12 protein-coding genes are annotated in these 15349 nt (G+C 70.0%); 7 read left to right on the top strand and 5 right to left on the bottom strand.

Going from position 1 to position 15349, the window contains the following annotated elements; genetic code table 11:
- Window positions 1-2 precede the first annotated feature (2 nt).
- The 3 genes from ACWD4G_RS32545 (at window position 3) to ACWD4G_RS32535 (ending at window position 4118) form a co-directional block, all read left to right on the top strand.
- Complete coding sequence (locus tag ACWD4G_RS32545) at window positions 3-1118, top strand: LacI family DNA-binding transcriptional regulator (RefSeq protein ID WP_451299824.1); 1116 nt, start codon at window positions 3-5, stop codon at window positions 1116-1118.
- Between the two features lie 306 nt (window positions 1119-1424).
- Window positions 1425-3485 carry a galactose-binding domain-containing protein gene (locus tag ACWD4G_RS32540; protein WP_451299822.1) on the top strand — a complete coding sequence of 687 codons (2061 nt, stop codon included), beginning with the start codon at window positions 1425-1427 and terminating at the stop codon, window positions 3483-3485.
- A gap of 27 nt (window positions 3486-3512) precedes the next feature.
- Window positions 3513-4118, top strand: a complete 606-nt coding sequence (locus ACWD4G_RS32535) for a TetR/AcrR family transcriptional regulator (RefSeq protein WP_451299820.1) — start codon at window positions 3513-3515, stop codon at window positions 4116-4118.
- Between the two features lie 16 nt (window positions 4119-4134).
- Here ACWD4G_RS32535 and ACWD4G_RS32530 read toward each other — a convergent pair whose 3' ends face one another.
- The 5 genes from ACWD4G_RS32530 to ACWD4G_RS32510 form a co-directional block, all read right to left on the bottom strand.
- Complete coding sequence (locus tag ACWD4G_RS32530; protein ID WP_451299818.1) at window positions 4135-4716, bottom strand: GTP-binding protein; 582 nt, start codon at window positions 4714-4716, stop codon at window positions 4135-4137.
- Window positions 4703-5059, bottom strand: coding sequence for a DUF742 domain-containing protein (locus tag ACWD4G_RS32525; RefSeq protein WP_451299816.1), 357 nt, complete (start codon window positions 5057-5059; stop codon window positions 4703-4705). Before ACWD4G_RS32525 ends, ACWD4G_RS32530 begins: the two co-directional genes overlap by 14 nt.
- A 1-nt stretch (window position 5060) precedes the next feature.
- Complete coding sequence (locus ACWD4G_RS32520) at window positions 5061-5492, bottom strand: roadblock/LC7 domain-containing protein (RefSeq protein WP_451299814.1); 432 nt, start codon at window positions 5490-5492, stop codon at window positions 5061-5063.
- A gap of 46 nt (window positions 5493-5538) precedes the next feature.
- Entirely contained in the window at window positions 5539-7974 is a 2436-nt protein-coding gene (locus ACWD4G_RS32515) for a nitrate- and nitrite sensing domain-containing protein (protein ID WP_451299812.1), read from the bottom strand.
- Window positions 7975-8224: 250 nt separating this feature from the next.
- Window positions 8225-9223 carry a substrate-binding domain-containing protein gene (locus ACWD4G_RS32510; protein ID WP_451299810.1) on the bottom strand — a complete coding sequence of 333 codons (999 nt, stop codon included), beginning with the start codon at window positions 9221-9223 and terminating at the stop codon, window positions 8225-8227.
- A gap of 396 nt (window positions 9224-9619) precedes the next feature.
- Here ACWD4G_RS32510 and ACWD4G_RS32505 point away from each other — a divergent pair, with 396 nt between their 5' ends.
- The 4 genes from ACWD4G_RS32505 (at window position 9620) to ACWD4G_RS32490 (ending at window position 15111) form a co-directional block, all read left to right on the top strand.
- Complete coding sequence (locus tag ACWD4G_RS32505; RefSeq protein ID WP_451299808.1) at window positions 9620-11686, top strand: pectinesterase family protein; 2067 nt, start codon at window positions 9620-9622, stop codon at window positions 11684-11686.
- Window positions 11687-11870: 184 nt separating this feature from the next.
- Window positions 11871-13370: an alginate lyase family protein gene (locus tag ACWD4G_RS32500; protein WP_451299999.1), complete on the top strand. Its 1500-nt coding sequence runs from the start codon at window positions 11871-11873 to the stop codon at window positions 13368-13370.
- A gap of 79 nt (window positions 13371-13449) precedes the next feature.
- Window positions 13450-13806 (top strand): DUF779 domain-containing protein, encoded by a 357-nt coding sequence (locus ACWD4G_RS32495; protein WP_451299806.1) that lies wholly within the window; start codon window positions 13450-13452, stop codon window positions 13804-13806.
- A gap of 75 nt (window positions 13807-13881) precedes the next feature.
- Window positions 13882-15111: a phosphodiester glycosidase family protein gene (locus tag ACWD4G_RS32490; RefSeq protein ID WP_451299804.1), complete on the top strand. Its 1230-nt coding sequence runs from the start codon at window positions 13882-13884 to the stop codon at window positions 15109-15111.
- Window positions 15112-15349 lie beyond the last annotated feature (238 nt).

Raw genomic sequence — 15349 nt, 5'->3', positions numbered from 1 at the left:
CCGTGACGGCAAATGAAAACGGTCGCCGAAAGAAGGCCGAATCCGGCGGGACCAGACGTCGACGGAGCAGCTCCGCGGGTGGCGAGCGCCCCAGCACGATTCGTGATGTCGCCGCGAAGGCCGGGGTCTCCGTAGCAACCGTTTCCCGCACACTGGCCGGAAACTACCCGGTGTCCACGGAGACCAGGGCCCGGGTGATGGCGGCGGTCGAGTCGCTGCACTACGTGGTGAACGTGCACGCCAAGGCGCTCTCCGGCCGGGTCGCGGGCCCGGTCGCGCTGGTCATCAAGGACATCACCGGGCCCTCGCTGGCGCATGTCGCGGCGGGGGTGGAGCAGGAGGCGGCCGACCGGGGCCGGCTGAGCCTGGTCTGCGCCACGCACGACGACTCGTCCCGTGAGGACGATCTGGTGCAGTTGATGCGCGAGCAGCACGCGGCGGCGGTCGTCCTGGTCGGTGGCGCCGTGCAGGACGAGAGCTATCAGCGCCGGATGGCCGAGTACGCGACGGCGCTGGACGCGGCGGGCTCCCGGCTGGTGCTCGTGGGCCGCCCGCCGCTGCCCGGCGACCTCCCGGTCACCGTCGTCGGCTACGACAACCGCGGCGGCGCCTTCCAGGCCACCGACCACCTCCTCACCGCGGGACACCGCCGCGTCCTCTTCCTGGGCGGGGTCAACGAACTCAGCACGAGCGAGCAGCGCCGGGACGGCTTCCGGCACGCGCTGCGGGCGCACGGCGTTGAGTACGTGGAGGAGTTGGACGTGCCGGGCCCGTACACCCGGGTCTCGGGGTATCAGCGCACGCGGGAGGCGCTGGCGGCGGGGCTGGAGTTCACGGCGGTGTTCGCGGGCACCGACATGGTGGCGACGGGCGCGCTGGCCGCGCTGCGCGAGGCCGGTCTCGACGTCCCCGGCGATGTCTCGCTGGTCGGCTTCGACGACGTACCGTTCGCCGCCGACCTCTCCCCCGCGCTGACCACGGTCCGGGTGCCGTACGAGGATCTGGGCCGCACGGCGGTCCGGCTGGCCCTGGAGCGCGAGGAACGCATGGGCGGCGACGACCATGTGGTGCTGAGCACCCAGTTGGTGATCCGGCAGTCGGTACGCACAGTGCGGTGACGGTGCGGCGGCCGTACCGCGCGCCGCGGTCGCGGCCACCGCACCGGTGCACCACATGCGACGCCAGCGCCCCCGTCAACCCCGCCTGGTTCACACATCTCTGACGAACTCTCACCTTCTCCCTCACTCCTCGGCTTCATCAGGTCATCTGTCCCGGACTATTGACTCGTGTTCCCGGGAAAGCGATTCTCGTCACATCGCTTGTGCCAGCCATGACAACGAGCTAAAGCGTCGTGGTCGCTCACGGGCTCGGAGGGTCAGGCTCGCTCATCGACTGGGCCATCCCCTCGACCAAGGATGTGAGTGATGACGAGGACTCGACGCGCGTTCGGCAGACGCAGACCCCTGTTGGTTCTGACGCTGTTCCTCACGGCGATGGGCATGTTGCTGACCCCCGCGTCGACTTCGGCCGCCGCCACCGACTGGTGGACGCCGACCTCGCGCCCCTCCCCCGACGCCCAGATCAATGTCACGGGTGAGCCGTTCAAGGGGACGAACGCGGCGGGCGAGGTGCGCGGTTTCATCGACGCGCACAACCACCTGTTCTCGGGCGAGGCGTTCGGCGGCCGGCTGATCTGCGGCAAGGTCTTCTCGACGTCCGGCATCGCCGACGCGCTGCGGGACTGTCCCGAGCACTACCCGGACGGCACGCTCGCGATCTTCGACTACATCACCCACGGCGGCGACGGCAAGCACGACCCGGTCGGCTGGCCGACGTTCGCGGACTGGCCGGCGTACGACTCGATGACGCACCAGGCCAACTACTACGCCTGGATCGAGCGCGCCTGGCGCGGCGGGCAGCGCGTGCTGGTCAACGACCTGGTGACCAACGGGATGATCTGCTCCATCTACCCGTTCAAGGACCGCAGTTGTGACGAGATGACGTCGATCCGTCTGCAGGCGAAGCTGACGTACGACCTGCAGGACTACATCGACGCGATGTACGGCGGCACCGGCAAGGGCTGGTTCCGGATCGTCACCGACAGCGAGCAGGCCCGTGAGGTCATCGAGCAGGGCAAGCTGGCGGTGATCCTGGGTGTGGAGACCTCCGAGCCGTTCGGCTGCAAGCAGATCCTCGACATCGCGCAGTGCGACAAGGAGGACATCGACGCGGGTCTCGACGAGCTGTACGACCTGGGTGTGCGCAGCATGTTCCTGTGCCACAAGTTCGACAACGCGCTGTGCGGTGTCCGCTTCGACGAGGGCGGGCTCGGAACCGCCATCAACGTCGGCCAGTTCCTGTCGACGGGCACCTTCTGGCAGACCGAGAAGTGCACGGGCGCGATGCACGACAACCCCATCGGCACGGCCGCGTCCGAGGCCGAGGAGGACCTGCCGGACGGCACCGAGGTCCCGGAGTACGACGAGGACGCGCAGTGCAATGTGCGCGGGCTCACCGAACTCGGCGAGTACGCGGTCGAGGGCCTGATGAAGCGCAAGATGATGCTGGAGATCGACCATATGAGCGTCAAGGCGACCGGTCAGGCGCTCGACATGTTCGAGGCCGCGGGCTACCCGGGCGTCCTCTCCTCGCACAGCTGGATGGACCTGGACTGGACCGAGCGGGTCTACTCCCTCGGCGGTTTCATCGCCCAGTACATGCACGGCTCCGAGGAGTTCGGCGAGGAGGCCGAGCGCACCGAGGCGCTGCGGGACGAGTACGGCGTGGGCTACGGCTACGGCACCGACTTCAACGGCATCGGTGACCACCCCCACCCGCGCGGCACCGACGCGTCGAACCCGGTGACGTACCCCTTCACAAGCGTCGACGGCGGTTCCACGATCTCGAAGCAGACCACCGGTGAGCGCGTCTTCGACTACAACACCGACGGCGCCGCCCATGTCGGCATGGTCCCGGACTGGATCGAGGACATCCGTAACGTCAACGGGCAGGGCGTCGTGGACGATCTGTTCCGGGGCGCCGAGTCCTATCTCGACACCTGGGGCGCCTCCGAGGCCCATCAGGCGGGGGTGAACCTCGCGAGCGGGCGTACGGCGACGGCCAGTTCGTCGGAGTCCAACCCGGTCACCAGCTTTTCGCCGGGCCGGGCCGTGGACGGCGACGACGACTCCCGCTGGGCGAGCGACTGGAGCGACTCCCAGTACTGGCAGGTCGACCTGGGCTCCTCCCGCGCGATCAAGAAGGTCACGCTCGACTGGGAGCGGGCCTACGGCAGGTCGTACCGGATCGATGTCTCCACGGACGGCTCGGCCTGGCGGACGGTCTGGTCCACCACCTCGGGCGACGGCGGTCTGGACACGGCGAGTTTCTCCGCCGTGACCGCGCGATATGTTCGTATGCAGGGGGTGGACCGGGGTACGGACTGGGGCTATTCCCTGTACGAGGTCGGCGTGTACAGCGGCTGACCTGGACAACGGGGGAAGGACACCGGCATGGCACGCCTGCCGTCGGCCGAGCGGCGCAGACAGCTGACCGAGGCCGCGATCCGCGCGATGACCCGGGACGGCGTCCCCAGGACGACGACCCGGTCCATCGCGGCCGAGGCGGGCGTGTCCCTGAGCGTCTTCCACTACTGCTTCGACTCCAAGCAGGAGTTGCTGGAATCCGTCATCACGACGATCACCGGCCATTACATCGCGCTGGTCCGCGAGGCGATCCGGCCGAGGGAGACGCTCAGGGAGACCATCGGCGCGGGCTTCCAGGCGTACTGGGACCATGTGGCGGCCCATCCGGGCGAGCACATGCTCACCTATGAACTCACCCAGTACGCCCTGCGCGAGCCCGGTTTCGAGCATCTGGCCCGCCGCCAGTACGAGATGTACCGCGACACCTACGCCGAGCTGATCGAACAGCTGCGGCGGTCGATGGAGTTCGAACTGACGGTCCCCGTACCGGTGCTGGCGCGCTATCTGGCGGCCATGACCGACGGTCTCACCCTCAACTTCCTGGTCCTGGGCGATGACTCGGCCTGGTCGGACATCCTCGACACGATCACCGACCATGTGGCCTCTCTCGTACGGGACGAGGTCCGTCCCTGAGCGGGCTCAGCGGGGCTCAGCGGGCCGAGGCGGCGATCAGGTTGTCCAGCAGGGCGATCAGGACGTCCCTGCACGAGGTGCGTTCCCGGGCGTCGAAGAGGAGGACGGGAGTGCCCTCGGGGAGGGTGAGGGCGTCGCGGATCTCGTCCGGGTCGTAGGGGTGTTCGCCGTAGAAGCCGTTGACGCCGATGACGAAGGGGATCTTGCGGCGTTCGAAGAAGTCGATCGCGGCGAAGCTGGACTCGGGCCTGCGGACGTCGACGAGGACGACGGCACCGAGGGCGCCGATCGCGAGGTCGTTCCACATGAACCAGAAGCGCTGCTGGCCGGGCGTACCGAAGAGGTAGAGGACCAGGTCGTCGCCGATGGTGATACGGCCGAAGTCCAGGGCCACCGTGGTGGCCTTCTTGTCGGGGATGCCGTCCAGGTCGTCGACGCCGAGTCCGGCGGTGGTGAGGGGTTCCTCGGTGCGCAGCGGGACGATCTCGCTGACCGACCCGACCATGGTCGTCTTGCCGACGCCGAATCCGCCGGCGATGAGTATCTTCACCGCGTCGGGCGCCGAGGTCCCCTGGGCGATGGGGTCAGAGCCGGCCAAGGCCGTCCCTCACTTTCTTCAGCAGGTCCAGGTCGGGGGTGCGGGAGATGAGGCGGGGCTGGCGGACGGTGATCCGGCCCGCCTCCAGCAGATCGCAGAGCATGATGGCGACCACGCTCACCGGGAGGTCCAGCCCGGTGGCCAGCTCCGCGACCACGATCGGCTTGGCGCACAGCCTGAGGATGCGCAGATGCTCGGGCTGCGGGCGGGCGCCGCCGGTGGGCTGCGGGTCGACCGCGGTGACCGTGGTGATGAGGGTGAAGTCACCGCGGCTCGGTCTGGTCCGGCCGCCGGTCAGGGTGAACGGGCGAACCAGCCGGCCCGCCTCGTCGCCTCCGTTCACCTCACTCGCCGCTGTCGGCCAGGGCGGCGACGCCGGCGCGGGGGGCCGCGCTGAGGTGTTCGCCGATCTTCTTCACCAGCATGTTCATCTGGTACGCCACCACGCCGACGTCCGCGCCCTGCCGGGTGAGGACGGCGAGGTTGGCGCCGGGGCCGGCGTTGGTGAGGATCAGGAAGGCGTTGCCCATCTCGATGAGCAGCTGGCGTACGGGGCCACCGCGGAAGTCCATGCTGACGCCCTTGCTGAGGCTCATCAGGCCGGACGCGGTGGCCGCGAGCCGTTCGGCGTCGTCGCGGAGGAACGCGGTGGACTTGCTGACGACCAGTCCGTCCTCGGAGAGCACGACGGCGTGGTCGACCTCGGCGACCCGGTCCACCAGTCCGGTGAGCAGCTGGTCGAGCTGGCTGTGGGTGGCGGGGATGGGGCGTGTCATCTGTGTGTCCTTCATGAGCGGTCTGCGGGAGGGGAGTCGGGGGACGTCAGGTGCCGGAGGCGGGGACCCGGTCTCCTGTGTCTTCGGATGCGGATTCCTCACCGGTTGCGTACTCGACTTCGGCGTCGTCGTCACGTGCCTGGAGCGTTCCGCGCTGGAATCCGGCGAGCGAGGAGGCCGCGCGTTCGGCGGTGAAGTCGTCGTCCGGGTCGCCGTCCGTGCCGTTCGGCCCGGGTGACGTCTCGTCCTTCAGCTCGGCGGCGAGGCTGGTCTGCGGCACCCGGCGCGGCAGTGGCATCCGGCCTCCCTTGGCCTTGGTCGGGGGCTTGCGGGCGGGTCGGGCGCCGGTTTCGGCGGGGGCGGGGGGTTCGGGAGCGAGGGTGTCGTCCCGGTGCCGGTCGGCCCGGCCGTCCCGGCCGCGTTCTGCCGTCTCCCGGTCGTCGGCGCGGTCGGTCCGTACGGTCTCGGCGGCGGTGACACGGGCGGCCACCAGGGAGGTGCGTACGGGCTGTTCCGTGGCGTCGGTGCCGTCGTCGGCGGGGTCGGGGGCCTCGCGTACGACGATGTCGTGCGGGATCAGCACGATCGCGGTGGTGCCGCCGTAGGGCGAGGCGCGCAGGGTGACGCCGATGCCGTGGCGGGTGGCGAGGCGGGCGACGACGAACATGCCGAGGCGGAGGTCGTCGGCGAGGGCGACCACGTCGAACTGCGGGGGCACCGCCAGTTGGGCGTTGAACGCGGCGTAGTCCTCCTCGGACATGCCGAGTCCGCGGTCCTCGACCTCGATGGCGAGGCCCTTGGCGACGATCGCGGCGCGGACGCCGACGGGGCTGGGGGCGGGCGAGTAGGAGGTGGCGTTGTCGATGAGTTCGGCGAGGAGGTGGATCACGTCGGCCACGGCGGGCGGGGCGATCCACACCTCGTCGTCGGCGTGCACCTCGACGCGCTGGTACTCGGCGACCTCGCCGACGGCGCTGCGCAGGATGTCGATGAGGGCGACGGGTTCGGTCCAGGTGCGGCCGGGGCGTTCGCCGCTGATGATGACCAGGTTCTCCTCGTAGCGGCGCAGCTGGCTGGCGGTGGAGTCCAGTTCGTAGAGGCCCTTGAGGATCTCGGGGTCCTGGTGCCGGCGCTCCAGCTTGTCGAGTTTGGTCAGCTGGAGGTTGACGAGGTTCTGGCTCTGGCGGGCGATGCCGAGGATGACGCGCTGGAAGCCGCGCCGGGTGTCGGCGAGTTCGACGGCGGTGTGCACGGCGGTGCGCTGGGCGATGTTGAAGGCACGTGCCACCTGGCCGAGTTCGTCGGTGCCGTAGTCCAGGGGGGCCGCGGCGGCGTCCACGTCGACCTTCTCGCCGCGTTCCAGGCGGGCCACGACGTCGGGCAGCCGTTCCTGGGCGAGGCTGAGGGTGGCGCCGCGCAGACCGGTGAGCCGGCGGGACAGGGAGCGGGTGATGCGCCAGGACATCAGGACGCACAGCAGCAGGGCGGCGAATCCGCCGGCGCTGAGCGAGCCGGCGGTGATCAGCAGGCCGCGTGCCTCCTCGCCGCTGCGGTCGAGAAGGGCGCGGGTCTGGGCGCGGATCAGCTGCTCGTACTGGGCGGACAGGGTGGTCATGGCCTCGTCCCAGCGGGCCTGGGAGTCCGGCAGTTGGGTCCGGCGGGACATGCCGGTGCCCTTGGTGGGGGCGGAGAGGACCTGGTCCTCCACCTTCTGCAGGGCCTGCCAGTCCTTGTCCTGGACGATCCGCTCGACCTGGGTCTTCACCTCGCCCTCCAGGGAGGGGACGAGCTGGTTGTCGACGAGCCAGCGGCGGGCGTTGACGACCTGGGCGAAGCGGTTGCGGCCGGCCTCGTCGAGTTGTCCGGAGGGCCAGTTGAGGGTGAGGAGGGCGTCCTCCTGGGAGACCAGCTCGGCGGCCTGTTCGAGGGTGACGAGGGGGCCTGCCTGGGAGGTGAGGTCTCCGTCGTCGACCTGGGAGAGTTCCTGGAAGGCGTGGATCTGGACGTCGATGATCGCCGAGTACTGGTCGAGGGCCTGCTCGGGGGTGATGTCGGTGGGGTTGTCGACCTGGTCGCGGTAGTACTCAAGGCTGCCGGTTCCGGCCATGACGGAGTAGAGCCGGTCGCCGATGCGGTCGGGGGCGCCGTTGATCTCGTCGGCCTTGGCGGCCAGCTTGGCGACGGTGCGGTCCGTGATCCCGCGCTGTTCGTCGAGGGCGGTCCCGACGACGCTGTTGGGGTTCGCCATGTAGGCGGCGGACAGGGCGCGTTCGCGTTGGAGGGCGAGGGTCGCGTCGGTTCCCATGGCGCCGGTGGACCTGCTCAGTCCGGTCTGTGAGCGCAGCCGCAGTCCCTCGGAGAACATCTGGGTCGTCGTCACGGCCCAGCTCGCGGTGAGCGTGACGCTGGGGATCAGAGCCAGCAGGATCAGCGAGAGACGTATGGAGCCGAGACGGCGCCGGGCGCCGGTCCGTGAGGGCATCGTCGTCCTTGGGCGGTGAGCGGGAGGGGTGGCGGTTCAGGGTCGGGGGGTACAGGGACCGCGGGGTGGTGGGTGGTCGCCTGTCCGGTACGGCGCACAGGGGATGCGCAGGATGTTATCCGCACAAGTGAACGCACGTGCGGGGGGAGCCCGAAAGCTTGGCGTCGCCGTTACATGATCATTCCGGTTGTTTGGTTTCTGTGACGGCCCTGTGCCCGAATGGGAGGTTCCACTTGTCCGTTCACGCGCGTCAACGGGTACCGTTCGCCGCGAACTCCGCGATCCCGGCGATGTTCTTCTTGGTGACGAACGCGGGACCGGTGAGCACGGGCTCGACCCCGCCGCCGCTGATGTTGCCGTTGGCCTCATGGAGCCAGAGCCCGTCGACCGCGAGATAGCCCTGGAGATACGGCTGCTGGTCGACGGCGAACTGCACATCGCCCTTCTGGACGGCCTTCACCAGATCGTCGTTGAGGTCGAAGGTGGCCACCTTCGCCTTGCTGCCGGAATCGTCGACGGAGTCCACGGCGGCGAGCGCGAACTGGGCGCCCATGGTGACGACCTCGTCGATGCTGCGGTCCTGACGGAGTTTCGCGGCGATCGCGGCCGTCACCGCGTCCATGTCGGTGCCCTCGACGTAGAGGGTCTCGGTCTGCCCGCCGAAGGTGTTGCGCACTCCGGCGCAGCGGGCCTCGATGGCGACGTTGCCGCGCTCGTGGATGACGCACAGCGCGTGCTGGGCCTTGAGGGTGTCCAGTTGGTCGCCGAGCGCCCGGCCGGCGACGGACTCGTCCTGGCCGAAGAAGCCGAGCAGGCCCTGCGCCTCCCAGGCGTCGATACCGGAGTTGAGGCCCACCACGGCGATACCGGCCCCGCGGGCCTCGGCGATCGCGTCGCGCATGGCCCCCGGCTTGGCCAGGGTCACCGCGATGCCGTCGACCTTGTCGGCGATGGCGTCCCGCACCAGCTGCGCCTGTCCGGCGGCGTCGGGATCGCTGGCGTACGTCAGCTCGATGCCGTCCTTGGCCGCGGCGTCCTCCGCGCCCTTGCGCACCCGGTCCCAGAAGGCGTCCCCCTCGGCACCGTGGGATATGAGGGCCACCTTCATACCGCCGTCCGCCCCGCCGTCCGCGTCGGAGTCCGACCCACCGAGGGCGGAGCAGCCGGCGACCGTCAGACAGACGGCGGCGACGAGGGCCGCGGCACGGAGGACTCTGGAGAAGGAGTGGGGCGCGGGGGGCGGATTCATGGGGGTGAGGCACCTCGCTGTGCGACCGGGACGGAACGGAAGAGGAGGGCGAAGCCCCACGATCACCGCGATGACGTGCGACGACTGGCTGACTTTCGCTGTGCGGAGCCAATCGTGTGTGACACCCGGTAGTCAAGTGAGCAACAGAATCGATGTGTTGCTGTGACTACGCAGCGCTGTTCAGCGCGCACGTGTCACCCATGGCGGCGTGAAATCACCGGACGCCGACCGACCCCGCACCACGGGCCGCGCACCGTCGGCTAGGGGCGATTCCCGGCCATCCTCCCGGCCCCGTCCCAAAACCCCCACCCCTGGCGGAAATTCGCGGAAGAGAGCGGCAACCTCTTCGCTCCCCGCGGCGACTGCCCGGCTGACACCCCCCTCCCCATGGAACGGATGCGACGCGTGAGCGACAACCGCAGCAAGGCCCGCCACCGCAGAAGGAAGACAGCCCTGGTCGTCGGCGCACCCCTGGCCCTGGCCGCCGCCGGCGCCATGGCCTACGGCACGGTCTTCGGAGTGTTCGGCGAGGACGCCCAGCCCGTGGCCTCGGCGGCGACCTCCGCCTGGGCCGCCGACACCGCCGACGGCTTCGCCTCGGTCAACGCCCTCGGTCAGAACGGGACCTACGGCGGCCGGGACGGCAGGACGGTCACCGTGAAGACCCTCGCCGACCTGGAGAAGTACGCGACCGCCGCCGAGCCCTACGTCATCGTCGTGGCCGCGACCATCAACATGAACCCGGTGGGCAAGGAGATCAAGGTCGCCTCCGACAAGACGATCGTGGGCTCCGGCACCTCCGGGCACATCGTCGGCGGCGGCTTCTTCCTCGGCTCCGGCGTCCACAACGTCATCATCCGCAATCTGACGATCCGGGACTCCTACCAGGGCACCTGGAACGACAAGGACCACGACTTCGACGCCGTCCAGATGGACGGCGCCCACCACGTCTGGATCGACCACAACGATCTGCGGCACATGGCGGACGGCCTCATCGACAGCCGCAAGGACACCACCTACGTCACGGTCTCCTGGAACAAGCTGAGCCAGAACAACAAGACCTTCGGCATCGGCTGGACCGAGAACACCACCGCGGACCTGACGATCCACCACAACTGGTTCCGCGAGACCGAGCAGCGCAACCCGTCCACCGACAACGTCGCCCACGCGCACCTCTACAACAACTTCCTGGAGGACGTGGCCGGCACGGACATCACGTCCTCGTACGGCAACTACGCGCGCGGCAACACCAGGATGGTCCTGGAGAACAGCTACTTCCAGGGCATGAACAACCCCGTCACCAAGGACGCGACGGCCGCTCTGGTGCAGCGCGGCAACGTCTTCTCCGGCACCTCCGGCCGCAACGAGAGCGGCGGCACGGCCTTCGACCCGAAGACGTACTACGCCTACACCCTCGACAAGGCTGCCGACGTGCCCGCCCTCCTCAAGTCCGGTGCGGGACCGCGTAGTTCGATCGGTACGACGGCCACGACCACCGCCGCCGCGGCCACCACGCTCACCGTCGCCAAGGACGGCAGCGGGCAGTTCACCAGCGTGCAGAAGGCCGTCGACGCGGTGCCCGCGAACAACCCCTCGCGCGTGGTGATCTCGGTCAAGCCGGGCACGTACCGCGAGGTCGTCAAGGTCCCCTCGAACAAGCCGCACGTCACCATCCAGGGCTCCGGCGGCAGCCGCAAGGACACCACCATCGTGTACGGCAACGCCGCCGGGATGCAGAAGCCGGACGGCTCGGGCACCTACGGCACCCCGGGCAGCGCGACGATGTCCATCCAGTCCGACGACTCCCAGGTCCGCAACCTCACCGTCACCAACGACTTCGACGAGGGCGCCAACCAGAACCTCTCCGGCCACCAGGCGGTCGCGCTGCTGACCCAGGCCGACCGGATCGTCCTCGACAGCCTCATCGTCAACGGCGACCAGGACACCCTGGAACTGGAGAGCGCGTCCAAGGACGCACTCGGCCGGGTCTACCTCACCAACTCGTACATCACGGGCAACGTCGACTTCATCTTCGGCCGGGCCACCGCCGTCGTCGACCAGTCGATCATCACCCTGAAGAAGCGCTGGGACGGCACCTCCGCCGGGTACATCACGGCGCCCAGCACACCCGGCAACCGCAAGGGCATCCTGATCAACCGGTCCACCGTCAACGGTGACGTGGCGAACGCGAGCTTCTTCCTCGGCCGCAACTGGCACCCCGGCGGCGACACCACCGTCGACCCGCAGACCACGGTCCGCAACTCCACCCTCAGCGCCGCGATCAAGTCCACGCCCTGGTCCGACATGGGCGGCTTCTCCTGGAAGGACGACCGCTTCGCCGAGTACAGGAACACCGGCCCCGGCGCCGGCGCCGCGAGCAGCAACCGCCCGCAGCTGACCGACGCCCAGGCCGCCGACCAGGAGGTCGCGGACTGGCTGGGCGGCTGGACGCCGGGCGCCTGACGCGGTAGCGCACGTACTTCTCGCACACAGACGCACCGCCCCGGGTTTTTGTTATCGCCGCCGGGGCAGGTGCGTCTCCTGTTCGCAGCCCCTCCCCCGCGCGGGCCGACGCGGACGGCGGGCGCGAACCGTACCCGAGACCTCAAGGACCTCCACCGTGACAGCACAGATCAGCCGCCGGAGCATGCTGAAGATCGCCGGAACCGCCGCGGGCGCGGCCGGGCTCGGCGTCGGCACGGGCGCGGTGGCGACACCGGCCGCGGCGGCGGGTGGCGGCTACGCCCACCCCGGTCTGCTCCACACCAAGGCGGACCTGGCCCGTATGGCGGCCAAGGTGAAGGCCGGCGCCGAGCCCTACAAGGCGGGCTTCGCGAAGCTGGCCGCCAACCCCCACTCCCAGAGCTCCTGGACCCCCCGCCCGGTCGCCACGGTGTACCGGGGCGGCGGCTCCCCGCAGAACTACGGACAGCTCTACAAGGACATCCACTCCGCGTACCAGAACGCCCTGCGCTACCACGTCACCGGCGAGACCGCCCACGCCGACACCGCCGTGAACATCCTCAACGCCTGGTCGGGGACGCTGACCAGCGTCCAGGGCAGCGCCGACCGCTTCCTCGCTGCGGGCCTGTACGGCTACCAGTTCGCCAACGCCGCCGAACTCGTCCGCGACCACGACGAGTTCGAGCTGGACCGCTTCACGACGATGCTGAGCGAGGTCTTCGCGCCGATCAGCGACGACTTCCTGGTCCGCCACAACGGCGCGGTGATCACCAACTACTGGCCCAACTGGGACCTCGCCAACATGGCCTGCGTGCTGGCCGCCGGCATCTTCTGCGACGACAAGGCCCAGGTGGCGCGCGCCGTCGACTACTTCAAGAACGGCGAGGGCCTCGGCGCCGTCAAGAAGGCCATCCCCGTCGTCCACGACGACGGCCTCGCCGAGTGGCTGGAGGCGGGCCGCGACCAGGGCCACGCGCTGCTGGGCGTCGGCCTGATGGGCACCTTCTGCGAGATGGCCTGGAACCAGGGCATCGACCTCTACGGCTACGACGACAACCGCTTCCTCAAGGGCGCCCAGTACGTGGCCAAGTGGGCCATGGGCGGCCAGGTCGCCTACACCGAGAACACCCGCGCCAAGGGCGCCGTCAACGGCTGGTCCGGCCGTGAGACCGCGTCCCAGGCGGCCGGTGTCGACCCCAACATGATGCGCCCGATCTGGGCCATGATCGCCAACCACTACACCAAGCGCCGCGCCCTCGACGCCTCGTACCTCACCCGCATCGCCGCCAAGGCGGCCCCCGAGGGCGGTGGCGGCGACTACGGCCCCAACAGCGGCGGCTACGACCAGCTCGGCTTCGGCACCCTGGCGTTCACCAGGGACAAGGCGACGGCCGAGGAGGCGAAGGCGTCTCCGTCGCCGTCCACGAAGGCGGCGGGCTCGGCGGCCGACTCGGGCTCGGGCGACGGCTCCGGCAGCGGCAGCGGCAGCGGCGCCGGTACGGACAAGAGCGGCACGTCGGCCTCCGCGAGCGCCCAGGGCGGTCGCGGGGAGGACCTGGCCGCGACCGGTACGAGCGACTTCGCGGCCTGGACCGCCGCGGGCGGCGTCGCGGCCCTCGCGGGCGGTCTCCTCCTGCTCCGCCGCCGCAACACCAACCGCCAGGACGGCGGCGCCCACAGTTAGGACCGATCCGGACCCGCAGCCGTGGCACCTCGGCCCCACGCAACGTCCTCGCAACCTGCCCCGGCGTTCAATCGCGGCCATGGATGCGGTCCCACGCGTAGAGCTGACCCCCGCGGCCGCCGATCTGGTTCGGCGGCTGCGGGCGGACCACGGCCCGTTGATGTTCCACCAGTCGGGCGGCTGCTGTGACGGCAGTGCGCCCATGTGCTACCCGGACGGTGAGCTCCGTACCGGCGACTCGGACGTCCTGCTCGCGGAGTTGCGGGTGGACGGAGTCGACGAGGCCGTCGGTTTCTGGATGTCCCGCAGCCAGTACGAGGTGTGGAGCCACACCCGGCTGATCGTGGACGTCGTTCCGGGCCGGGGCAGCGGTTTCTCACTGGAAGCACCCGAAGGAGTGCGTTTCCTGATCCGTTCGCGCGTAGTCGAGGCGTAGTCGCCGTGCGACCGGTCCTCGTCTGGTCCACTCGCCCTGAGTCCTGGGACGGTTGACGAGACTTCAGGGGGCACCGTGACTCGTCGTGGCGCACGGTTCAGAACGGTACTGACGGTTCTCTCGGCCTGGAGTGTGCTGGCCGGTGCGGCCCTCGCGGGCGCGGCACCGGCCGGCGCCGTGCCGAAGGCCGTGAGGATCGCACCCGGTATCGAGTACACCCGGTTCGACATCGAGGCCTCCAAGGGCCTGACGCGGGCGCACGTCCTGAGCGTCGATCTGAGCAGCCGCCAGGTCGGCGTCGGCCTGCTGTATCCGGGGAAGGTGGCCTCGCGCGCGACCGTGTCCCGGCTGGCGACCTCGGCGGGCGCGGTCGCCGGGGTGAACGGCGACTTCTTCAACATCAGCGAGGCCCAGCATCCCGGGGTCACCGCCACGGGCGCGTCGGTCGGCCCGGCGATCGCCCAGGGCCGCGCACTCAAGGCGGCCGTCCCCAATGGACAACGCTTCGGCCCGGCCCTGCCGCCCGGTACGACCACCAGGGACGTCCTCGGTGTCACGGCCGACGGCCACGCCCGCCTCGACAGCATCACCCTCGACGGTTCCGTCACCACGGTCGGGGGAGTCCGGCCGCTCGGGGGCCTCAACCAGTACGCCCTGCCGGTCGGTTCGGTGGGGGCGTTCACCTCGGACTGGGGCACGGTCTCCCGGCTGCGGTCCGTGTGCGGCACCGACACCGACCGGGCGGCGCCGTGCGGCGACGACACCACCGAGGTGGTGGTCAGGGACGGCCGTGTGGTGAGCACCGCCGACGCGCCCGGCAGCGGAGCGATCGCCTCCGGTACGACCGTGCTGGTCGGCCGTGAGGCGGGCGCCCAGTGGCTGCGCAAGCTCTCCACCGGCGACTCGGTGACGGTACGCCACCGCCTGGTCGCCTCGGCCACCGAATCCCCGTACGACTTCGCCCTCGGCGGCTACCCGGTCCTGCGGGGCGGCCGTCCGCTGCCGGGCCTGGACGACAGCACCTCGGCGGTGCGCACTGCGGCGGGCATCGCCGCCGAGGGCCGCAAGCTGCTGCTCCTCGCCCTGGACGGCTCCGCCGCCTACCGCACGGGCCTGACCATCGCCGAAGTGGCCGCCACCCTGCGCGACTTGGGCTCGACGGACGCCTTGAGCCTGGACGGCGGCGGCTCGTCGACGCTGGTCGCCAGGGCACCGGGCGCTGACGCGGTGACCGTACGCAACCACCCGAGCGCCGGTGAGGAGCGCCCGGTACCGAACGGCATCGGCGTCTTCACAAAGCCCTGACGCTGACACCAAGAGTTCCTCGCCCCGCCGCCCCTACCCGTCCCATCCCCAGGGGCTACGCCCCTTCGACCCCCGAGGGGGTGGCTGGGGTGGGTGCGTTCAGCGCGAGTTCGTTGTGGTTGCTCGCGCAGTTCCCCGCGCCCCTAATACTGCAGCCGCAGTTATGGGGGTCGGTGGCCTCGTCGGCGGTAGTGGCTGAGGCGGGCGCGGTGTTGATGGCGGCGGCGCCAGTGTGACC

The organism is Streptomyces sp. NPDC002643 (assembly GCF_053592555.1).
The sequence above is the reverse complement of the archived record's forward strand: the minus strand, read 5'-3'. Positions and strand labels throughout refer to the sequence as shown.